Source organism: uncultured Tateyamaria sp., from assembly GCF_947503705.1.
Taxonomy (GTDB): domain Bacteria; phylum Pseudomonadota; class Alphaproteobacteria; order Rhodobacterales; family Rhodobacteraceae; genus Tateyamaria.
In genome coordinates, this window is sequence record NZ_CANNES010000005.1 from 181,605 (window position 1) to 202,898 (window position 21,294).

The 21,294-nt window shown below is 58.5% G+C and carries 15 protein-coding genes; 8 read left to right on the forward strand and 7 right to left on the reverse strand.

Annotated elements, in window-relative coordinates; all coding sequences use genetic code 11:
* Genes Q1A44_RS13280 through Q1A44_RS13290 form a run of 3 tightly spaced genes read right to left on the reverse strand, consistent with a single transcriptional unit; the run spans position 1 to position 4,015 of the window.
* Complete coding sequence (locus Q1A44_RS13280) at positions 1-2,364, reverse strand: glycosyltransferase family 2 protein (RefSeq protein WP_299625801.1); 2,364 nt, start codon at positions 2,362-2,364, stop codon at positions 1-3.
* The gene (locus Q1A44_RS13285; RefSeq protein ID WP_299625804.1) at positions 2,364-2,990 is read right to left on the reverse strand and encodes a hypothetical protein; all 627 of its coding nucleotides are present in this window, start codon (positions 2,988-2,990) and stop codon (positions 2,364-2,366) included. The genes Q1A44_RS13280 and Q1A44_RS13285 overlap by 1 nt, the downstream gene beginning before the upstream one ends.
* Complete coding sequence (locus Q1A44_RS13290; RefSeq protein WP_299625806.1) at positions 2,987-4,015, reverse strand: glycosyltransferase family 2 protein; 1,029 nt, start codon at positions 4,013-4,015, stop codon at positions 2,987-2,989. The genes Q1A44_RS13285 and Q1A44_RS13290 overlap by 4 nt, the downstream gene beginning before the upstream one ends.
* 194 nt (positions 4,016-4,209) lie before the next feature.
* On the opposite strand from Q1A44_RS13290, the gene Q1A44_RS13295 reads away from it, so the two are divergent.
* Both Q1A44_RS13295 and Q1A44_RS13300 read left to right on the forward strand, forming a co-directional pair.
* Positions 4,210-5,118, forward strand: a complete 909-nt coding sequence (locus Q1A44_RS13295; protein ID WP_299625810.1) for a MoxR family ATPase — start codon at positions 4,210-4,212, stop codon at positions 5,116-5,118.
* Positions 5,119-5,177: 59 nt separating this feature from the next.
* Positions 5,178-6,428 (forward strand): VWA domain-containing protein, encoded by a 1,251-nt coding sequence (locus Q1A44_RS13300; RefSeq protein WP_299625813.1) that lies wholly within the window; start codon positions 5,178-5,180, stop codon positions 6,426-6,428.
* A 4-nt stretch (positions 6,429-6,432) separates the two neighbouring features.
* Here Q1A44_RS13300 and purL read toward each other — a convergent pair whose 3' ends face one another.
* Together purL and Q1A44_RS13310 are read right to left on the reverse strand one after the other, a co-directional pair.
* Positions 6,433-8,592, reverse strand: a complete 2,160-nt coding sequence (purL, locus tag Q1A44_RS13305; protein ID WP_299625816.1) for a phosphoribosylformylglycinamidine synthase subunit PurL — start codon at positions 8,590-8,592, stop codon at positions 6,433-6,435.
* A 149-nt stretch (positions 8,593-8,741) separates the two neighbouring features.
* On the reverse strand, positions 8,742-9,824 hold the full coding sequence (locus tag Q1A44_RS13310; RefSeq protein WP_299625819.1) for a sodium-dependent bicarbonate transport family permease: 1,083 nt from the start codon (positions 9,822-9,824) through the stop codon (positions 8,742-8,744).
* A 103-nt stretch (positions 9,825-9,927) separates the two neighbouring features.
* On the opposite strand from Q1A44_RS13310, the gene Q1A44_RS13315 reads away from it, so the two are divergent.
* Complete coding sequence (locus Q1A44_RS13315; protein WP_299625822.1) at positions 9,928-10,785, forward strand: LysR family transcriptional regulator; 858 nt, start codon at positions 9,928-9,930, stop codon at positions 10,783-10,785.
* A 7-nt stretch (positions 10,786-10,792) separates the two neighbouring features.
* On the opposite strand, the gene Q1A44_RS13320 is transcribed toward Q1A44_RS13315, so the two are convergent.
* Positions 10,793-13,099, reverse strand: a complete 2,307-nt coding sequence (locus Q1A44_RS13320; protein ID WP_299625825.1) for a mechanosensitive ion channel family protein — start codon at positions 13,097-13,099, stop codon at positions 10,793-10,795.
* A 281-nt stretch (positions 13,100-13,380) separates the two neighbouring features.
* The gene (locus Q1A44_RS13325; RefSeq protein ID WP_299625828.1) at positions 13,381-14,286 is read right to left on the reverse strand and encodes a LysR family transcriptional regulator; all 906 of its coding nucleotides are present in this window, start codon (positions 14,284-14,286) and stop codon (positions 13,381-13,383) included.
* Positions 14,287-14,469: 183 nt separating this feature from the next.
* Here Q1A44_RS13325 and Q1A44_RS13330 point away from each other — a divergent pair, with 183 nt between their 5' ends.
* The 5 genes from Q1A44_RS13330 to ccmE all read left to right on the forward strand — a co-directional run bounded on the left by Q1A44_RS13330 (position 14,470) and on the right by ccmE (position 21,222).
* On the forward strand, positions 14,470-17,871 hold the full coding sequence (locus tag Q1A44_RS13330; RefSeq protein WP_299625831.1) for an indolepyruvate ferredoxin oxidoreductase family protein: 3,402 nt from the start codon (positions 14,470-14,472) through the stop codon (positions 17,869-17,871).
* Between the two features lie 91 nt (positions 17,872-17,962).
* On the forward strand, positions 17,963-18,844 hold the full coding sequence (locus Q1A44_RS13335) for a lysophospholipid acyltransferase family protein (protein WP_299625834.1): 882 nt from the start codon (positions 17,963-17,965) through the stop codon (positions 18,842-18,844).
* 19 nt (positions 18,845-18,863) lie between these two features.
* On the forward strand, positions 18,864-19,673 hold the full coding sequence (locus Q1A44_RS13340) for an aspartate/glutamate racemase family protein (RefSeq protein WP_299625837.1): 810 nt from the start codon (positions 18,864-18,866) through the stop codon (positions 19,671-19,673).
* Between the two features lie 27 nt (positions 19,674-19,700).
* A complete protein-coding gene (gene argC / locus Q1A44_RS13345; RefSeq protein WP_299625840.1) occupies positions 19,701-20,729 on the forward strand; it encodes an N-acetyl-gamma-glutamyl-phosphate reductase in 1,029 nt (342 codons plus the stop codon).
* A 49-nt stretch (positions 20,730-20,778) separates the two neighbouring features.
* Positions 20,779-21,222, forward strand: coding sequence for a cytochrome c maturation protein CcmE (gene ccmE / locus Q1A44_RS13350; protein ID WP_299625843.1), 444 nt, complete (start codon positions 20,779-20,781; stop codon positions 21,220-21,222).
* The last annotated feature ends 72 nt before the right edge of the window (positions 21,223-21,294 follow it).

A 21,294-nucleotide genomic window follows, 5' to 3' on the forward strand; every position in this document is an offset into this window, starting at 1 on the left:
TCAACTCTCCATGTCAAGGGCGAGGGCATAGGCCACCCGCTCGGTCTCGGTCAATTTGACCTTGAGGGCCTGTTCATACAGGTCTTTGAATTCGGGGTTGGCGTGCAATTCATCCGCCTTGGCACGATGCCAGGCGAGGCCCTTTTCGTGCCAACCGCGCAAGGTGTCATCAGCCATAAGCGCCTCGTATTCCGCCCGCATGCGCGGCAGGTTGCGTTTGATCGTGATGTCGCGGAAATCTGACCAATCCATGCGGATCCAGTAGTTTATCCCGATGGAGCGATCCACATGCAGCGCGCGCCCCCTTTGCCGCTTGATCAGAAAGCTCTCGGCAGAGCGCAAAGCGTAGTGATTCAGCTGAAGCAGATCGTAGCCAATTGACTTTTTCGAACTTCTCCAGCCATTTTCGGCGACCTCTTTGGTCATATCCTTGCCAGAACCATTCACCCAGCGCACTTTGTTGGAAAACTTGGGATCAAGCTTGTTTGGGCGGTGGCAACTGATCTTTTCGTAGGCGCCGATGTTCTTGAACATGGTCTTGAAGCCCCAGACCGTGTGCGGCTTGGGACAAAATTTCGGGGCGCAGTGATCAAACTGGTCAATGACGAAGTCGTCTTTCAAATCGGTCACCCCGTTGTGCCCGAAAAGTCGCCAGGTCATCGCCACATTGGTAGCATCTGGCACCGCGTCAAAGAAATCCTGCAACGTCCCGTTTCCGGTGCGTACATTCATGAATTCATCCACGTCGATATGGATGATCCAATCGGCATTCTTGATCAGTGGTTCCTTGAGCGACTGGTTCAGCGCATATTGCTGGGGCGAATTGCCCTTCCAGTTGTCGTTGTTGCGGTGCTGGATCACGCCCATTTCCTGCAGACGGTCCAGAATCTCGGACGTCCCGTCCTCGCAGCCGTTGGTGTAGATCAGGAAATTGTCGACACCCATAGCACGGTGATAAGCGACCCACTCGACGATATAGGGCGCCTCGTTTTTCATGCAGCCCACGATGACATTGCCGCTGGAACCCTCGGGCAAGTCGCGGGGTTTGATTGGCGTGTAAGCGGCGGCCAGTTCTTCCTCGTTCACAGCGCCCAGTTTGTTGTGCGGGGCAAAGGAAGAGGTGCGCAATTTGTGAAAATGCTCGATCGCCGTTTGTGGCATCAACGCGCGGGCGGCGTCGCTTAGCCCGTCTTGTTTCGCAGCCACTGGGGCAGGGGTGCTGCGTCCATTCATGACCTCAAGATCGGCAACCTTGTACCGGCGTTCTTCCTTTGTGGCCTTGTCGATACGCCACATGAAGCCCAGCAGATATTGCGATGCGCGAAATCCTTTTGTTGGATCGGCCTCGACCCAGGCCTTTTTGGCGCGGGGCGCTTTGAACAGTTCGGTGGGGAGGTCATGGACCTTCGCGATAGCTTTGTTATTGGTGGCGAATGTTTTGGAGATGGCTGAAAGGCTGGCGGGATCAATCGGGTCGCCGTCGACCTTTATTTCACCCACGAAAGATCGCCAGAGTTGCCGCGGCAGCACCCGTTTCTCTGATGCCATGACCTGGAGCAAAAGCGCGTTGAGCTGTCTTCCCCGGGCCAGCCAAGCGGCAGACGGTTCGCGATAGGGCGGAAGCGGAGCGGCTTTGCCAATGGCATGTTCGATCTGGAACGCCTCGCGAAGCTCTTGTGTGACAGTTTCGGAACCAAACGCCTCGGCATCAAAGGCCCGAAAGGTCACCGCGCCAGCGCCAAAGACGCCGTTCCAAAGGGCCTCAAGGGCTGCAAAGTCCAGCCAGAACAAAGGGCTTTGCGTTTCGATAAACACGCCAGCTTGTGGGTTTATGATCGGGGCCCGTTGCAAAGCGTCGTCCCACCAGGTTTTGCTCCCCGCCAAAGCCAGTTCCTGATCAAGCGGGGTGGCGCGCCCCTCCATGATCTGTTCCGCGTAGTGGCGGGCCAAAAGGCGCGCAGGTTCATCAATATGGGCAACGATCCGAATGTCATCGGATAGAGGGGTTAACAAATCTCGCAACCGTTCCAACTCCGATTGCGAAAACAGGCTCACCCCTAATTGCGAAGCTGAGAGGATCAGGTGATCAGGGCTATGCTGTGCAACTTCTTTCGCCAGCCCTTCGGCCACCTGCTTTTGCAGACTTTCCTGCTTTTGCCGTGTGATAAAGCCACGATTATAGCGGAGCGGATCAATGTGCCCAGGATCGGTCACGGCCATATACAATCGTGTATGATTCTTGTTTCCCGGGCTGCGCGCGAAAAGGATGCCTTTGGTCAGCAATTGCTCGCGCTTGAGTGCCAGCACGGATTGAAGCCGGTCGGCCCCCACCTGTTCCAAACCGATATGCAGGTGGATTTTCATCACGCAACCTCGTTCAACTTGTTCACATTTGTTTTGCCCCACCACTGGATGGGAATTTCCAGAAATCCACTGATAAGGTCGCGGGCGGCGGGGTCAGCAACGTCATATTCCAGAAAACTGTCGTCGCCTGCAAAAAGGGCGCGCAGATGTGCGTAATGACCATTGATCCAACGAATCCGTTCGGCGCTGGTTTCGCCATACCCTTCGGGCAGACCCGGCACGTTGGCTCCGGGCAAACGCGCTGTGCCCAGATCGGACCAGGCCAACATAGATTGCGACAGCGCAAAAGGGTCGCGATTTGAGGCCATGAATTTCACGTCCGGATGATGCGTGCGGATCGCATCTATCAACGCAAAGTCCATCTGCGGCCAGAGCGAGCGACCTTCGCGCAGCACACTCATTTCGGAAATCGCTTCAAAATCAGTGAGGTAGGCGCCAGGGTCGCCCGTCTCGTAAAACCCGCGATAGAGCAGGTCAGCCACAAAAGCCCCGTGCAACTCAGTCTTGTCCGTCTGTTTTGCGCGTATACGGTGATCTGCCACAGGCATACCCGACCGACGCAAGGCCCGTGCCAGCGTCGTCGTGCCCGTCTTGGGCAAGCCCAAATTCACCACACGCAGGCTCATGCCGCAGGCTCCATCAGACCCAATTCGACCAACAGCGCTTCTTCCTGTGGCGGCAGGGTGGAGACGGTGCGCAGTTGCGCCTGCATCTGCTGATATTCAGGCTGGGCCAACAATTCATCCCGTTTGGCGAGGTGACGTTTGACGGCCTCGTCATGCAGCGCCTTGATCTCTTTGTCTTTCTTCAGCTCAGCCAAGGCTTTTTTCAGATCGGGCAGATAGCGCGCAATCGATATATCCTCCCAAGCAGGATCATTGCGTTCGCGCCAATATGTGTCGTCAAAGGCCCGGTGTTCGCGGTTCACGTCGCCCCGGTCATTCTTGACCAGATAGCTGTCGAGAGAACGCAGGGCATAGTGGTTCAGCGTTGCCAATTCTCGAGCCCCATGGGCCGGAAAGCGGCGTAAACGGCGCGGGTTGGCAGCCACGAGGAATTTGTGGGGCACCTTGCGGCCTGATCCGTCCGTCCATTCGGGACGTTCCTTGCCCTTGGCAAAGGGCCGGTGCGCGCCAAAGTATTTCAACGGAAAGTCATGGCGCATCAGCGATTTGACCTCTATCGCGGCCTCGCCGCACCAGATGTCGGGGTTGTGTGATTTGGTAAACTGCTCAATGACGGGCCGATCCTCGAACCCCTCAGTGCCGTCATTGGCAAAAAACTGAAAGTTCACTGAAATCGCCTGGGGATTGCCGCAAGCGTCGATCAGGGCGGGGATCGTGTGATCACCTACATGAATGTTCAAGAACTCGTCCACATCCGCGATCCAGACCCAATCGGCGGTGGTGACGATGTCATGGCGGCGCGAATCCTTCAGCGCTTCCATCTGGTAATTACGACCTTGTGCTGGGTTGGGCAGATGCTGGCAAAGGCCGCGCGCGGCCAGCGCATCCAGCAAATCATCGGTGCCGTCACTGCAATCATTGGAATAAAACAGGTGGTCGGTCACCCCGATCAGACGGTTGAAGGCGATCCATTCCAACAGGAACGGCCCCTCGTTCTTCACACAAGTGACAGCCGTAATGCGCATTACACGCCCGCCTTTGGGTTGGGTTCCATCCGCCATCGCCTCTGCTGGGTCCGGGTGCTTTTGTGCCCCATGACCTCTTTTTCTATCGTTAACATCATGCCAGCCTACGCGAATCACGTCAACGACCATGGGCCACAGCCCTTGACGCCAGCGCCCTGCGATGCAGGTTGGTCACGGGCAAGGGGAACGAATTCATGCAAGATGTGTCGTCGATTGATGCGGTCCAAGAGATGTTGGCAGGACAAGGCTATGTCTGTGACCGGGCGCTTGGTACGGTTGTGTTTCTCAGCTTGTCGCTCGGTCGGCCCCTGTTTCTTGAGGGCGAAGCGGGCGTAGGCAAGACCGAGATCGCCAAGGCGCTGGCCGCAGGTCTTGGCCGTCGGTTGATCCGGTTGCAGTGCTACGAGGGGCTGGATGCATCCTCTGCGGTTTACGAATGGAATTTCCCCGCTCAGATGGTCGCAATCCGCACGGCCGAGGCCACGGGCGGTGCGGAACGCGGCGCGCTCCAGACCGAGCTTTTCTCGGATGAGTACCTGATCGAACGGCCCTTGTTGCAGGCCATGCGCCCGGATGAAAACGGCGCGCCCGTTTTGCTGATCGACGAGCTGGACCGCACCGACGAGCCGTTCGAGGCCTTCTTGCTGGAAGCGCTGAGCGACTTTCAGGTCACAATCCCCGAACTGGGCACAATCAACGCGCCAGAACCACCCATCGTCATCGTGACCTCCAACCGGACCCGCGAGGTGCATGATGCGCTCAAGCGGCGCTGTCTATATCATTGGGTCGACTATCCCGGTTTCGACCGGGAGATGGAGATTTTGACGGCTCGCGCGCCCGCGGCTGCCGCAACGTTGAGCCGCGAGGTGGTGGCCTTTGTCCAACGTTTGCGGACCGAGGACTTGTTCAAGAAACCCGGGGTCGCCGAAACCATCGACTGGGCCAAGTGTCTGCTTGCACTCGATGTCATTACGCTCAGCCCCGAGGTTATCGCCGACACGCTGGGCGCAATCCTGAAGTATCAGGACGATATCCAAAAACTGCATGGGTCCGAAGCCAAACGCATTCTGGATGAGGCCAAGGCTTCGCTGGAGCCCGCCTAGATCCTTCTCTGTACTCAAAAAAATCCCGGGGGCCGGGGGCTGACCCCCCGGTACGACAGATGCCAGAATATGCACCGCTCGAATTGCCGGACGACCCCAAACTTGCGGGCAATATCACGCATTTTGCGCGCGCGCTTAGACGGGCGGGCATCCCCATCGGGCCGGGCCGGGTGATCGACGCCATCCGCGCAGTTGAGGCGGCGGGCTTTACCCAGCGGCGCGATTTCTACTGGACACTGCACGCCTGTTTCGTGTCGCGTCCCGAGCAACGCACCGTCTTTGCACAGGTGTTCCGGCTCTATTGGCGTGATCCGCGCTATCTGGAGCATATGATGGCTGCCATGCTTCCTGCGGTGCGCGGGGTCCAGGAAGATCGCGGCGCGCAAGCAGCAGAGAAGCGTGCAGCCGAAGCGCTTCTTGACGGGGCAGAGGCCCCTCAAAGCACGCCTGAAGAAGAGGGTGGAACCGAGATTGAGGTGGACGCTTCGCTCACCATGTCCGCTGACGAAAAGCTGAAAACCCTGGATTTTGAACAGATGAGCACCGCAGAGATGGCACAGGCCAAGGCGATGCTGGCGCGAATGACCTTGCCGGTTGATCCGATTGCCGCACGCCGGACCCGTGCGGCGGTGTCGGGTCGTGTGGATGCGGCGCGCACCCTTAGAGCAGCCATGCGACAGGGTGGCGAATTGCGTGATCTGAAGTGGAAGAAACCCAGGGTCCGTTATCCGAACCTTGTTGTGCTTTGCGATATTTCGGGCTCCATGAGCCAGTATTCGCGCGCCGTATTGCATTTCCTGCATGCGGTATCGAATGCCAAGGGCGCAGGCTGGGCAAGAGTCCATGCGTTTACCTTTGGCACGCGACTGACGAATATTACCCGACATCTGGGCCAGCGGGATGTCGACGCAGCACTCAAGGCGGCGGGCGCAGAAGCGCAGGATTGGGAAGGAGGCACGCGGATCGGAGCGTGCCTTGAGGCCTTTAATCGCGACTGGTCGCGCCGGGTGCTGGGGCAGGGTGCGGTTGTGTTGCTGATCACCGATGGGCTGGACCGTGACGACCCTGACGCGCTGGCCAAGCAGATGGAGCGCTTGCACCTTTCAGCACGCCGTCTGATCTGGATCAACCCATTGTTAAGATGGGACGAATTTGCGCCCAAGGCGCGTGGGATTGCCGCGATGCTTCCTCATGTAGACAGCTTTCGCGCAGGCCATTCAATCGCTTCACTCGAAGAGTTGGCGGCGGTGATTTCACGGCGCGATGACGTCGGTGATCGTGACCGGTTGCTTCGGATGATAAACCGTTAAGCAATCAGGCGAAGGTATCACCAAATGTACCGCGAAACACATCACTCAACTCAGACAACGGGGCGGAGGCTTTGCCCATCCAAACCGTGTCGCCCGTGAATTTGCCAACCGATTGTATCGGGACGCCCGCCTGACCTGCAGCCATCATCAACGCTTCGGCCTTGTCAAAGTTGCACGCCACGAGATAGCGCGCCTGATCCTCGCCAAAGAGGAAACCGGTATCGCCACTGTCAAGCACGAGGCCAACGCCCGCTGCTTCGGCCAGTTCAAACGCCGCGAGCGCGAGCCCGCCATCGCTGAGGTCTGTGCAAGCGGTAATCAGGTGCCGGTTGTCGCGGATGAACTGACCGTGCTTGGCTTCGGCCTCCAGATCGACGGTCGGCGCGTCGCCTTCGGCGCGGCCAAAAACTTCGCTCAGCAGCGCCGATTGCCCCAGATGGCCGGTGGTTTCCCCGATGAGTAAAGCCACATGCCCATCGCGCACATCGCAGCCGATCATATCGTCAACGTTTTCGATCAGACCGACGGCCCCGATCGTTGGCGTGGGCAAAATGCCGGTGCCGTCCGTTTCGTTGTAAAGCGACACGTTGCCCGACACGATAGGCATGTCGAGGGCTGTGACGGCGGCACCGATCCCTTGGATCGCCCCGACAAACTGTCCCATGATTTCAGGCTTTTCCGGGTTTCCGAAGTTCATATTATCGGTGGTCGCCAGCGGCGTCGCTCCCACGGCACAAAGATTGCGATAGGCTTCGGCCACCGCTTGTTTGCCGCCCATCACCGGATTGGCCTTTACATAGCGGGGCGTCACGTCGGACGTGAAAGCCAGCGCCTTGTCAGTACCATGCACGCGGATCACGCCGCTGCCCAGCCCCGGCGTACGGGCACTGTCGGCCATAACCATCGTGTCGTATTGTTCGTAGACCCATTGCTTCGCTGCATAATTCGGGCTGGAGATCAGCGCGCGAAGTCCGTCTATGGGGTCAATGCCTGGCACGTCGCCAAGCGGTTCTGCGGCGGGTGTGGGCACCCAGGGACGGTCATATTCGGGTGCCTCTGAGGAAAGTTTTGAGAGCGGTAGATCGGCTTTGATCTCGCCGCCGTGTACGATGACAAAGCGGTCTTCGGCAATGGTTTCGCCCACGATGGCAAAGTCGAGGTCCCATTTGTCAAAAACGGCCTTGGCCTCGGCTTCAAGTTCGGGGCGCAAAACCATGAGCATGCGTTCCTGAGACTCCGAAAGCATCATTTCATAGGCACTCATTTGCGCCTCGCGTACGGGCACATCGTCGAGGTTCAGCTTGACGCCAAGGCCCCCTTTGTCGCCCATTTCGACCGCCGAACAGGTCAGGCCCGCGGCCCCCATGTCCTGGATCGAAATCACGGCGCCGGTCGCCATAAGCTCAAGCGTGGCTTCCATCAACCGCTTCTCGGTGAAAGGATCGCCGACTTGTACCGTGGGCCGTTTTTCCTCGATCGTGTCGTCAAACTCGGCCGATGCCATGGTGGCCCCGCCGACGCCGTCACGACCGGTTTTGGCCCCCAGATAAACGACGGGCATGCCGATGCCGGAAGCAGCGGAGTAGAAAATCTTGTCAGCATCAGCCAGCCCTGCGGCAAAGGCATTCACGAGGCAGTTGCCATTATAGGCCGGATCAAAACGCACCTCGCCCCCCACGGTCGGCACGCCAAACGCGTTACCATAGCCGCCGACACCCTCAACAACACCATGCACAAGCTGGCGGGTTTTGGGGTGGGATGGCTCACCAAAAGACAAAGCATTCATGGCTGCGATGGGGCGCGCGCCCATGGTGAAGACGTCGCGCAGGATGCCGCCCACGCCAGTCGCCGCCCCCTGATAAGGTTCGATAAAGGAGGGGTGATTGTGGCTTTCCATCTTGAAAACAACGGCTTGGCCGTCGCCGATGTCAACGACGCCCGCGTTTTCGCCTGGGCCGCAGATCACTTGGGGCCCGGTTGTAGGCAGGGTGCGGAGCCATTTCTTGGAGGACTTGTAAGAGCAGTGTTCGTTCCACATCGCCGAAAAAATGCCCAGCTCTGTGAAGGTGGGCGTGCGGCCGATGATCTCAAGGATGCGCTGGTATTCATCAGGCGACAGCCCGTGGCTCGCAATCAATTCCTCGGTGATCTGTGGTTCTTGCATGGTGGTCCCCCGGGCGCTGTTGGGGCGCTGTCTAATGCAGGTGAGGCCGGGGTTAAAGGGGCAGATACAGGCCATGGGCGGGGCAGGAGTGATCAAATGGAAAAGACCCGCCATGGGGACATGACGGGCCTGTCTATAAATTTAAGGGATCACCAACCGACGAAAGCTTCGGCGAGCGCGATGAAGAGCGGGATGCTCAGGATCGCGATGGGGGTGCCTAGGCCGGTGGACGTACCCACATAGGCTGACGGATTTGCCTCAGGCAAGGCGCCCCTCATGGTGGGCGGGCCCGAGATGTCAGAGCTGGAGGCCGCCATCACCGAAAGGAGCACGATGCCGCCGGCCGAGAAGCCCGTCAGATGGTGAGCGATGAGGCCAACGCCAAAGCCCATGAGCCCGTGGATGATCGGCGCCGTTATCCCGTAAAGAATATAGGCGTGAGCCACTTTGCGCAGTTCGGCAAAGCGCGAGTAGGCCTCCATCCCCATAATGAGCATCAGGATCGACAAAAGACCCCGAAATAGCGGCTCGTAAAAGCTTTTGTAGACGCTGTCTGGCTGGGCAAAGATGCCGATGGCCAGGCCGATGAGCAGGGCCGAGATGGCGGGGCTGCGGAACGTATCGACAAGGATGCCTTTGATCAGGCCTTCTTCGACAACGGGGTCTTGGCCGGTATTGCTACCTATCCCACCTGCGCCGCCGCCCATGGTCATTGTGCCGCCTTGGGCACTGACGGACGTTGCAGTTTTGCGTGCCGCGGCGACCTTGGCCATGACGATGGCGGTCACCAGGGCGGCAATATCCATGAAGGGATAGAGCGCGCCGATAAAGCCTTCATAGGCAATGCCGCTGTCGTCAAGCATGGCCATGGAAGCGGCAAGGGTTGAGGCCGAGACCGCGCCAAAGAGACCCACAGTGGCAAGGCCATCGACTTGGCTTACCCCTTTGCGCCGTGCCAGGGTGTAACTGCCCAGCACGACGATTGCGATGCCGACAATAGCGGCCCCAATAGCCGGCACCAAAAGACTGATCAGATCCGCCTCGCGGACAGAGATACCTGCGCCCAGGCCCACTTTGAGCAGGAGTAGGATAACGATGAACTTGTAAACCGGCTCGGGCACTTCGAATTTGCTGCCCAATGCGGCAAGCAGCATACCCCCGATCAAAAAGGAAAGGGTGGGCTTTTGAAGCTGTTCAAAAATCGTAGTGGCGATTGTGACGATGATATCCATGACGCTGTCCTCTGGCGGTGTGAGGCTTAGGTATCGCTTGTCAAATATAAAGAAAAATATACATTTTGATTGTATTCGTTCTGTTTAAGTGAATGATCGTAAGATGAACTATCACCACCTTCGGTACTTTCGGGAAGTCGCGGTCGAGGGCCATCTGGGCCGTGCTGCCGAGAGGTTAAACGTTTCCCAATCCGCATTGTCCATTCAAATCAAGCAATTGGAAGAACGGATGGGCCATGCGTTCTTTGACCGCGTGGGAAGAAGCTTGGTATTGACCGAAGCAGGTCGGATCGCGCTTGACCATGCTGAGCGGATATTTGGGGCCGGTGAGGAACTGGTGGCGACCCTGGCACAGCGCGGCGCGGGCATAGCCCCATTGCGCATCGGGGCCTTGTCGACACTGTCGCGGAACTTTCAGTTGCAGTTTTTACGCCCCTTGCTGACGGCGGGTGAGACGCGGATTGTGCTGAAATCAGGAAATACGCGGACCTTGCTGGCCGAATTGACAGAGCTGTCTTTGGATGTGGTTCTCACAACCCAAGTGCCGCAAAGCGATGCCCCGCTACCCTTCGCTGCCCAGCGGATCGCGGAGCAACCGGTGCGTCTGCATGGCAAAGCTGACCTGCTGGCCTATGACACGCTCCCGGACCTGCTGACACAGGCGCCTCTGATCCTGCCCACTGAAAGTGTCATTCGCACCGGGTTCGACAGCCTTCTGGCACGTTTGGGTGTCACGCCCAATATCGTGGCGGACGTGGACGACATGGCGATGGTGCGCCTCTTGGCCCGCGAAGGGGCGGGTGTCGCCGTGGCCCCGACGGTTGTGCTGGCGGATGAGGTCGCCGGCGGACTGGTGGCGACCGCGCCCTTTGATCTGGACATAATGGAGCCGTTTTTCGCCGTGACCTTGCCGCGTAAATTTCCCCATCCGGGATTGGCGGGACTGTTGGACGCGCAGTGACGCGCCTCTAGTCGCCCGGTTTGTCGGCGGCTGGGGCCTGATCCGCCATTTCCTGTGCGGCTTGGGTGGCGGCAGCGGCGACGGCTTTCTTTTCGTCCTCGGTCATCTTGTACCCGTCTTCCATGCCGGGGAGGGCAACACGCACCTCGCGGCGGGCAAAATCGATGCCGTTTTCCTCGAACGCTTTGTTCACGCGGTTGTAGATTTCTTTGCGCAGGGTGAACTGTGTGCCCGGTTTGGCCATGAACTTGCCCCGGATCACGATGCCCACATCGTCAAACTCGAACACGCCCTGAGATTTGAAGGGCTGGAGAAAATCGTCCTTATACAACTCGACCTCGGCCATTTCCTGGCCAATCTTCTTGAAGATCTTGCGCACCTTTTCGGGGTCGGTGCCGAAGGGCACGGTAAAGCGCAGCTTCATGATGACCCAATCGCGCGAGAAGTTGGTGATTTTTGGAATCTCGCCATATGGCAGCGTGTGAACAGGCCCCTTGTGGTGCCGCAGCTGCATGGAGCGGATCGAGATTTTCTCGACCGTGCCCATGGTCCCGTCCACCTCGACATATTCGCCGGTCCGAAAGGCGTCATCGACCAGAAAGAAAATGCCGGACACCACGTCGGTGACCAGCTTTTGCGCACCAAAACCGATGGCCAGGCCGACGATACCAGCACCCGCCAGAAGTGGCGTGGTATCGACGCCAATGTTGCTGAGCCCAAGGAGAAGGAACAGCACCACGATCGCCGCTTGGGACACGCCGAGGATCAGGGGCAGCACGGTCGAGAGCCTTGAACCACCGGCCCCGCCGCCGTCTCCACCACCCATCGCCTCGTCATGGGGGTCGACGCCGGCTGCGGTCTGTTCGGCGGCCAGCTTGCGGTTGATAATCAATGAGACGACTTCGTAAACGAGATAGCCCACGGCCATGATCATCAGGAATTCGATCAGGTTCGCGGCGAACCGCTCGCCCACGCCAGCACTTGCGATATTGGTGGCCGTCATCCCCCAGAAACCGGCGATGGTGACCAAGACGATGCCAAAGACCAGGACACGGCCAATGCGGATATAGGATCGTTTGGTGGCGTGAAAGGCGCGCAACGCAATCGGCCCTTCGCCCGTCATGGGCGGTGACAGGTGGCGCACCAAGCCTCGAATGGCGGTGTCCATGGCAGGAGCAAAGAACAGCAGCACCATGGTTTTGTAATGAGGGGCTGAGCCAAGCAATGCAAAATTGCCATAGCTGGCTACGATATTGACCACCCACCAGGTGCCCATGGACACCACGATGCCAAAGATGGGGAACGCCCGTGCGATCCGCTCTTCGATCGGGCTGACATCGGGGTCGGCGCCGCGCATCATCATGATCAGACCGTCGCGGTAGCGCCAGACAACGATGGCCGCATAGATGTGCACAGCCAGGTTCAGCCAAAAGCCCAGCCGGGTTTCGCCCATGGGCACCCCGTTAGCTGCGTTGAAAGGAAGGATGACAAAGGAAAACCCGATAAGCAGGGCAAAGAGACGCGTATGGTAAACCATGCCTTTGGCCGTGGCATCATCGGTGTGCACGATCCTGTAGGCTGGGTTGTTGGGCGCCATGAAAAAACGCGTCACCGCCGTCGATATCCGCGGAAGACCAATCAACGCGGGGCCCACAAGCCCGATGAAGGGGCGGTAGAATTCGGGCACCAATGTGAAGGTTATTGCATAGGCCACGACCACAAAGACAACGACCGCGATCACCTCACCGGTCAGCCGGGCCAGCAAGCTCATCAGCGTCTGGCGCAGCGTTGTCGTGGCCTCGATCACGTTGGGCAAGACCAGCCATTTGCGCGTCACTCGGCGGAAGATTAGCTCCGCCACAAGTCCGCCCGCGATGGCCATAAGCAGAAAGCCCATCAGTCGCGCCATCCCGCCCCAGCCGAGGAACGTACCGAAATTGTCAAAAGCCTCGGCCTGCCTGCTGAACAAAATGGGTAGGCGCGCAACGGCTTGGGTGATCGAAGTGAAGGCCCCGGTGGTGGCGTGATAAAAGAACTCGGATACGCCTTCGTCTGTGGCATCTTCCTCAACCGCCTGCGCGTTCAACTGGTCCAGCAATAGCGCGCGCACTTCGGTATCGCTGAGCCTGGAGATCAGCGCATTTGCGGCCTCCTCGGTCAGGGGATCAGGCAGCGCGGGCGCTGTTGCTTCGGTTGTGTCGCCAAGGGGCACCAGCGATTGCGCGCTGATTGGTGCAGCCCAAATCAGGCAAAGGGCGAGGCAGACGGCGAGTTGCGCGGCGATCGTCCTGGCCGAATTCTGGATGCTATTCATGGCGACTTTCCCGTAGCGGCCCTTATGGGCTGCGAGTTGGCTGTTTTGACGCAGCCTGAACGCAGGTGCGTGCCGCTGGCAAGGGGAAGGGCGCGATTGAGCCGATACGTGTTGCAAAAAAAAAGGCCGAGCGCGAAGCTCGGCCAAGTCCAACAGGGAGGTTGAAGAAGGCGCGCTATGCGCCGTGTCTCTTCATTAGGCGAATTAGGGTTGGCACTGCTGCCAATCAAGGCAGAAAATGAACTATTCCGTTCATGCCCGATATGCACCTCGTGCATAGCTCAGCTATTTTCTTTTGCTCTCAGAACCTTGCGATATGCCACAATCTCTTCCTGAACGAAGTCTCGGAAGGCTGCAATCCGCTTGGACTGCCGCAATTCTTCTGGATAGGCTAGGAATACCGGCACGTCTGCCGACTCGATCTCAGGCAGCACTTGAATGAGTCGCGGATCGTCCAGGCTGACGTAGTCGGGCAGGATGCCGATGCCCAAATCCTGAAGCACCGCTTGCAGGACCCCGAAATAGTTATTCACGGTCAGCAAGGACCGCACATCGTAGGTCATAAGGTGCTGGACCAGATTTGAGCCCGCGCCCACTTGTGCAGAATTGGCATTTTGACAAATCAGCCTGTGATCGGCCAGGTCTTCAAGCCGTTCCGGCACGCCATTTTCGTCCAAATAGGGCTGTGTTGCGAACAGCTGCATTTTCACCGTCATCAGCTTTTTGCGGATCAGGTCTGCCTGGCTGGGCTCTTTCATCCGAATGGCCACATCCGCTTCGCGCATGGGCAGGTCGAGCACGCGTTCCTCAAGCATCAGATCGACACGAAGATCGGGATAGAGCTTGTAGAGCTTTGCCAGACGCGGAGCGAGCCAAAGCGTGCCAAAGCCAATGGTTGTGGTCACCCGCAAGTCGCCGAATACTTCTTCCTCGCTGTCGCGGATACGGGCAGATGCGGTGTCGAGCCGCCGGTTCATGGCGCTGGTGGCGTCAAACAGCAATTCGCCCTGTTCGGTCAGGATCAGCCCGCGCGCATGGCGGTGAAAGAGCGTCGCGTTCAACGATTCCTCAAGCCCGCGGATTTGCCGCGAGACCGCTGATTGGCTCAGGTTGAGCTTGTCGCCCGCATGGGTCAGACTGCCCGCATCAGCCACCGCGTGAAATATTCGTAACTTGTCCCAGTCCATCTTGGATCACCCTTGTGACTTGCCCAGGTGTTTAGCGCAAACAGGCACGGATCGCACGCGTCCACTTGGCATGATTTTGCAGATTTCGAAAATTTCATTAGGCAGGTCAGCATTTGTGACCTATATTTGAGCACAAGACATGCGCCACTGCATGTGGTTCGTTTGTGGCAGGGGAGGCCAAAGATGAGCACGCAAAAGATTTCTCTGAATGACCGCTATGATCTGGACAAGAGCCCTGTGCTGCTGAATGGCACGCAGGCGCTGGTTCGATTGATGTTGATGCAAAAGGCCCGCGATGTGGCTGCGGGATTGAACACGGCCGGGTATGTGACCGGTTATCGCGGGTCCCCTTTGGGCGCGGTCGATATGCAGATGACGCGCGCGCTGAAGCCTTTGGCGGCGGCTGATGTGCGTTTTGAGCCGGGTTTGAACGAAGATCTGGCTGCCACAGCACTTTGGGGCGCGCAGCAGGCCGAATTGCGTGGCGAGGGCAAGTTCGATGGCGTCTTTGGCCTATGGTACGGCAAAGGCCCTGGTGTGGACCGTACCGGCGATGTGATGCGCCACGCCAATATGGCGGGCTCGTCCAAACATGGTGGCGTGCTGATGGCAATGGGAGACGACCATACCGGCGAATCCTCGACCGTGCTGCACCAGTCCGAATTTGCGATGGTCGACGCCTATATGCCCGTTGTCTCCCCTGCGGGTGTGCAAGAGATCATGGATTATGGTCTCTATGGTCTGGCGCTTAGCCGTTTTGCGGGCGTTTGGGTGGGGCTGAAAACGATGAAGGACACGGTTGAAGCCACATCGGTGGTTAATGGCGATCCGCATCGGCTGAAATTTGTGCTGCCTGACTATCCGATGCCCGAGGGCGGTTTGAACATCCGCCTTGTCGATGACCGCATCGAACAGGAAGCGCGCTTGATTGACCACAAACGCTTTGCTGCCGAGGCCTTTGCCAATGCCAACAAGATGGACAAGCGCGTCTGGGGCAAGCCGGGGGCCAAGATTGGTTTTGTCGCGGCGGGCAAAAACTGGCTGGATCTGGTCCATGCCTTGTCCTTGCTGAACATTGACGAGGCCGAGGCCGAGCGGCTGGGCATCACCACCTATAAAGTCGGTCAAACGTGGCCGCTGGATATGAGAGGTTTCAACGATTGGGCCGATGGTCTGGACCTGATCGTCGTGGTCGAGGAAAAGCGGAAGCTGATCGAAGTACAGATCAAGGAAGCCATCTTTGACAACCGCGCTGGGCGGCGCGTCTATGGCGGAACGAAGGACGGTGAAGTGTTTTTCAGCGCCAAATGGGCGCTGGACCCCGTCGAGATCGCGACTAAGCTGGGTCAGGTTCTGATCGACGAGGGCCGGGATACTGATGCCATTCGCGGCGGGTTGCTGACCCTGGATGAGGCCCGCCGGTCGGACAATGCCGAAGAAATCGCCGCGCGCTTGCCCTATTTCTGCTCAGGCTGTCCGCATAATTCGTCCACCAAGGTGCCGGAGGGCAGCCGCGCCTATGCCGGCATCGGGTGCCATTTTATGGCGCAGTGGATGGACCGCGAGACGCTGGGTTATACCCATATGGGGGGCGAGGGCGCGAATTGGATTGGCGAGGCACCGTTCTCGACGCGTGGCCATGTGTTCCAGAACATCGGCGACGGCACTTATAATCATTCGGGCGTGCAGGCTATTCGCGCCGCTTTGGCAGCGGGCACGACCATGACTTACAAAATTCTTTACAATGACGCCGTCGCCATGACTGGCGGCCAGGGTAATGAGGGGGATCTTGATCCCTACCGCATCGTGAACGAGGTGCGGGCGATGGGCTGTTCGAACGTGGCTGTCGTCTATGACGATAAGGAAGATGTGGACTTTGGCCGCTTTCCCGGCGACGTGACCACCTATGAGCGGGCAGAGTTGCAGACCGTGCAAGAGCAGATGGCCAAGACGACCGGCGTCAGCGTGATCGTCTATGTCCAGACCTGTGCCGCCGAAAAGCGCCGTCGTCGCAAGCGCGGAACGTTCCCGGATATCGACAAGCGTGTTTTCATCAATACCGATGTCTGCGAGGGCTGTGGCGATTGCGGGGTGCAGTCGAATTGTGTGTCGATTGTGCCTGCGGAGACCGAGTTGGGGCGCAAGCGAGCGATTGATCAGTCCTCCTGCAACAAGGATTTTTCCTGCGTCAAAGGGTTTTGCCCTTCATTCGTGACGTTGGAAGGGGCGCAGGTGAAGAAGCAGGCGACGGCGACGCTGGACCTGCCCGATCTGCCGATGCCGGACCTGCCGACGATCAAGGGCACCTGGAATGTCGTCATCACGGGCGTTGGGGGCACCGGCGTCGTGACCATCGGGGCTGTGATGGCGCAGGCCGCCCATATCGATGGCAAAGGGGCGGGCATGATGGAAATGGCGGGGCTGGCCCAAAAAGGGGGCGCGGTGCATATCCATTGCCGTCTGGCCAATGATCCGGCGGATATCAGCGCCATTCGTGTGGCCACGGGCGAGGCTGATGCGTTGATCGGCGGCGATCTGGTGGTGAGTGCGGGGGCAAAGACCCTTGGCCTGACGGCCAGTGGCCGGACCGGAGCGGTGGTCAACAGTCATGAGATCATTACCGGTGATTTCACCCGCGACACCGAATTTGCCCTGCCCAGCGAGCGGCTGGCTCTGGCGCTTGAGGCGCGGCTACGGGACCGGGTGGATCTGTTTGACGCGTCCGATCTGGCCAAGGCGACGATGGGGGATTCGATTTTTTCAAACATGATGATCTTTGGCGCGGCCTGGCAGAGGGGGCTGGTGCCCCTCAGCCTTGAAGCGATTCGACAGGCGATTGATCTGAACGGGGCGGCGGTGGACAAGAACCTGCGCGCCTTTGACATCGGGCGCTGGGCGGTCCTGCACCCCGAAGAGGCGGGTCGCGTGGCAGAACCCAAGGTGATCCAACTGCCCAAGACGCTCGAAGAGAAGATCGCCTTTCGCGCCGACCATCTGGTGAAATACCAGGGCAAGCGTCTTGCGAAACGCTATCGCAAACTGGTGGATGGCATCGAGGACAAGGGGCTGCGCGAGGCGGTGGCCAAGGGCTATCACAAGCTGCTGGCCTACAAGGACGAATATGAAGTCGCCCGCCTGCATCTTGAGACCGAGGGCAAGGCCCGCGAACAGTTCGACGGGGAATTCACGATGAAATTTCACCTTGCGCCCCCGATGCTGTCCAAAGAGGGACCCGATGGCCGCCCGATGAAGAAAGAATATGGGCCCGGCATGATGCGCAATTTCCGCATTCTGGCGCGGCTCAAGGGCCTGCGGGGCACGCCGCTGGACGTCTTTGGCCGGACCGAGGAACGGCGGATGGAACGCGCGCTGATCAAGCAGTATGAGGCGGATATGAAAGCGGTGCTGCCGCAACTGACGGCGAACACACGCGACGCGGTGATTGCGCTGGCGGAACTGCCGCTGCAAATCCGTGGCTTTGGTCCGGTCAAGCAGGGCAACGAGGCCAAGGCGGCCAAACGGCGCGAAGAGTTGCTGAGCGTGATAGGCGCGGGTGGCCCTGATCAGGCCCAGGCTGCTGAGTAATCGCGTCACAGGGGTGTCATAAAGGCTAGGCAGATTGCGTCGCAGTCCTTAGATAAGGCGCAACCTGAGCCTGAAAGAGCATTCCGACGTCATGCCCAACGCACAACGCCAGATCGCCCGCGAGATCAGCTATGCCCACTCGGCAGAGACCAAGGGCGGGCGGGCCATGATCCGATTGTTGGAAAACACCACCGGTCGTTTGCGGTTGATTAAACGCGCAGAAGGCTATGAGCGCGAAGTCGCCGCTGGGCGGGATTTCTGGCAGGTGATGGTCGAACGCTATGGCTTGAGCCTGGACATCGTGGGAGGGAGTCTTGAAAATATCCCCCGCGACAAGCCTTTGATTTTGATTGCTAATCACCCCTATGGCATTCTGGACGGGCTGATGATGGGCCATATTCTTTCAATGGTGCGGGGCGATTTCCGGCTGCTGGCCAACTCGGTATTCAAAAAGGCCGAAGAGTTAAACCGCGTGCTCTTGCCCATCAGCTTTGACGATACCCGCGAGGCGGTCGCCCTGAACATCGCGACACGAAAAGAAGCGTTGCGCTATCTGGGCGACAATGGGGCTATCGGGATTTTTCCAGGTGGAACCGTCAGCACGGCGGCGCGCCCCTTTGCCAAACCGATGGACCCCGGCTGGCGTAGCTTTACCGCCCGGATGGTCGCGAAATCGGACGCCACGGTTGTGCCGTTGTATTTCGACGGCCACACGAGTCGTTTATTCCAGATCGCCAGCCACATGCACAACACACTGCGGCTTGGCCTGCTGATCAAGGAGTTCAAAAAGCGCGTCGATACATCGGTGCGCGTGGTCATCGGCGACCCTATCGACCGTGCCGTTTTGAACCCGATGGCGGGCGACCCGAAACAGATGATGGAATTCTTGCGAAAAGCCACGTATGAGCTGAACCCGAACCCGGTTAAAATGTTTGATTTGGGCTATGAATTCGAAGAGCGGCACCGCAGCTAGGGCCGCAGCAGGGCGCGAAATGGCGATTGGTATTTTTGATTCCGGACTGGGCGGATTGACCGTGCTGGATGCCGCGCAAAAGCGGCTGCCGGATGTGGAATTCGTCTACCTTGCAGACAGTGCCAACGCGCCATACGGCGTGCGCACGGCGGATGATATTTACGATCTGACCTGCAAAGCGGTGCAACGTTTGTTTGATGCGGGCTGTGATCTGGTGATCCTCGCGTGCAACACCGCTTCTGCTGCTGCCTTGCGCCGGATGCAGGAAGCATGGGTGCCCGATGACAAACGGGTTTTGGGCGTTTTTGTGCCCCTTATCGAGGCGCTGACGGAACGGCAGTGGGGCGACAATTCCCCGCCACGCGAAGTGGCCGTGAAACATGTGGCCCTTTTTGCCACCCCAGCCACTGTGTCGAGCCGTGCATTTCAACGTGAGCTGGCTTTTCGCGCCATCGGTGTCGACGTTGAAGCGCAGGCCTGTGGTGGTGTGGTCGATGCCATCGAGGATGGCGACATGATCCTGGCCGAGGCACTGGTCCGGTCCCATGTGGATGCCTTGCAACGCAAGATGCCAGACCCGCAAGCGGCCATTCTGGGCTGTACGCACTATCCGTTGATGCAAGAGGCCTTTCAGGCGGCATTGGGGGAGAGCGTAAAGGTGTTTTCGCAGGGGCATTTGGTGGGCGAGAGCCTGGCCGATTATCTGGAACGGCACTCCGACAAGATGGGGAGCGGCGGTTCTGCTTACCTCACCACGGGCGATCCCAAACGTGTCAGTGATCGCGCCACGCAGTTTTTGCGACGACAAATCGTCTTTGAAGCCGCCTGACCTGATACTTTATTCAAGAAGACTAACATGACCTATAACATCGCTATTCTGGGCGCTTCCGGCTATACGGGCGCTGAGTTAATCCGGCTGATCGTCGGACACCCTTCCATTGAAATCAAGGCTTTGGGCGCCTTTTCTAAGGCGGGTCAAACCGTGGCGCAGGTGTTTCCGCATTTGCGCCATCTGGACTTGCCTACGATGGTGGCCTTTGACCAGATCGACTGGTCGGGCATTGATCTGTGTTTCTGTGCCTTGCCGCATAAGACCAGCCAGGAGGTCATCTCTGGCCTACCGCGGGATCTGAAGATCGTTGACCTCTCGGCCGATTTCCGGCTGCGCGATCCTGAGGCTTATGCCAAATGGTACGGCAATCCGCATTCAGCAATCGAGATGCAGGGCGAAGCGATCTACGGCCTGACGGAGTTTTACCGGGATGAAATTTCGGGCGCACGTTTGGTGGCTGGTACCGGCTGCAACGCGGCGACGGGGCAGTTTGCCTTGCGGCCACTGATTGCAGCCGGGGTCATTGATTTGGACGACATCATCCTTGACCTCAAGGCGGCCGTGTCCGGGGCGGGCCGGGCGTTGAAGGAAAATCTGTTGCATGCCGAACTGAGCGAGGGCTACCACGCCTATGCTTTGGGCGGGACGCATCGGCATCTGGGCGAATTTGACCAGGAGTTTTCCAAAGTTGCGGGTCGGGATGTACATATCCAATTTGTGCCACATCTGATCCCCGCAAACCGGGGTATTCTGGGCACAGCCTATGTAAAGGGGGATGCGCAGGCCGTCTATGACACTTTGGCCACGGCCTATGAGAGCGAGCCGTTCATCGAAGTGTTGCCGATGGGCGAGGCTCCTAGCACCCGGCACATTCGGGGTTCGAATTTCTGTCACATCGGCGTCGCGGCGGACCGGTTGTCGGGGCGGGTTGTGGTGGTGGCAGCCCTCGACAATTTGACCAAGGGATCGTCTGGCCAAGCGTTGCAAAACGCTAACCTGATGTTAGGTATTGAAGAGACTGAGGGGCTGATGATGGCACCCTTGTTTCCGTAAGGGCGAAGGGTTTTTCAAAAATCTTCGCCTGACGTAATGGGTGGAACTGATGAAGAACCTCAAGAAACAACGCCGTATTCAAGTGATCGCCTTGGCCGTCGTGGCCCTGACGATTTCGACGGCGTTGATCGGCTATGCTATGCGCGATGGCATAAACTTCTTTCGCGCACCCAGCCAGATCATAGCCGAGCCGCCCGGACCAACTGAGGTGTTTCGCATCGGTGGTTTGGTGGCTGAGGGTACATTGGTGCGTGGGCAGGGCGAATCCATTCGCTTTGAGGTAACTGATGGTGGCGCCAGCGTGCCGGTGGTTTTCACTGGCGTACTACCCGACTTGTTTACGGAGAATGAGGGCATGGTCGGCACCGGAAGCTACGTCAACGGTGTGTTTCAAGCGACTGAAATTCTTGCAAAACACGATGAGAAATACATGCCCGCCGAAGTCGTGGACGCCCTTAAGGAGCAAGGTGTTTACCAAGAACCCAAGGGCTAGCGTACGCACCGGTTAACTTCCGTTAATCATTATCTGAGCAGTCTTGCCGCATTGATTGGCGAGGGGGCCAGG

What these genes read in the sequence shown, in the direction of transcription:
- Q1A44_RS13280 (WP_299625801.1), bottom strand. Translation starts at nt 2,364, where the DNA reads ATGAAAATCCACCTGCATATCGGTTTGGAACAGGTGGGGGCCGACCGG.
- Q1A44_RS13285 (WP_299625804.1), bottom strand. Translation starts at nt 2,990, where the DNA reads ATGAGCCTGCGTGTGGTGAATTTGGGCTTGCCCAAGACGGGCACGACG.
- Q1A44_RS13290 (WP_299625806.1), bottom strand. Translation starts at nt 4,015, where the DNA reads ATGCGCATTACGGCTGTCACTTGTGTGAAGAACGAGGGGCCGTTCCTG.
- Q1A44_RS13295 (WP_299625810.1), top strand. Translation starts at nt 4,210, where the DNA reads ATGCAAGATGTGTCGTCGATTGATGCGGTCCAAGAGATGTTGGCAGGA.
- Q1A44_RS13300 (WP_299625813.1), top strand. Translation starts at nt 5,178, where the DNA reads ATGCCAGAATATGCACCGCTCGAATTGCCGGACGACCCCAAACTTGCG.
- purL (WP_299625816.1), bottom strand. Translation starts at nt 8,592, where the DNA reads ATGCAAGAACCACAGATCACCGAGGAATTGATTGCGAGCCACGGGCTG.
- Q1A44_RS13310 (WP_299625819.1), bottom strand. Translation starts at nt 9,824, where the DNA reads ATGGATATCATCGTCACAATCGCCACTACGATTTTTGAACAGCTTCAA.
- Q1A44_RS13315 (WP_299625822.1), top strand. Translation starts at nt 9,928, where the DNA reads ATGAACTATCACCACCTTCGGTACTTTCGGGAAGTCGCGGTCGAGGGC.
- Q1A44_RS13320 (WP_299625825.1), bottom strand. Translation starts at nt 13,099, where the DNA reads ATGAATAGCATCCAGAATTCGGCCAGGACGATCGCCGCGCAACTCGCC.
- Q1A44_RS13325 (WP_299625828.1), bottom strand. Translation starts at nt 14,286, where the DNA reads ATGGACTGGGACAAGTTACGAATATTTCACGCGGTGGCTGATGCGGGC.
- Q1A44_RS13330 (WP_299625831.1), top strand. Translation starts at nt 14,470, where the DNA reads ATGAGCACGCAAAAGATTTCTCTGAATGACCGCTATGATCTGGACAAG.
- Q1A44_RS13335 (WP_299625834.1), top strand. Translation starts at nt 17,963, where the DNA reads ATGCCCAACGCACAACGCCAGATCGCCCGCGAGATCAGCTATGCCCAC.
- Q1A44_RS13340 (WP_299625837.1), top strand. Translation starts at nt 18,864, where the DNA reads ATGGCGATTGGTATTTTTGATTCCGGACTGGGCGGATTGACCGTGCTG.
- argC (WP_299625840.1), top strand. Translation starts at nt 19,701, where the DNA reads ATGACCTATAACATCGCTATTCTGGGCGCTTCCGGCTATACGGGCGCT.
- ccmE (WP_299625843.1), top strand. Translation starts at nt 20,779, where the DNA reads ATGAAGAACCTCAAGAAACAACGCCGTATTCAAGTGATCGCCTTGGCC.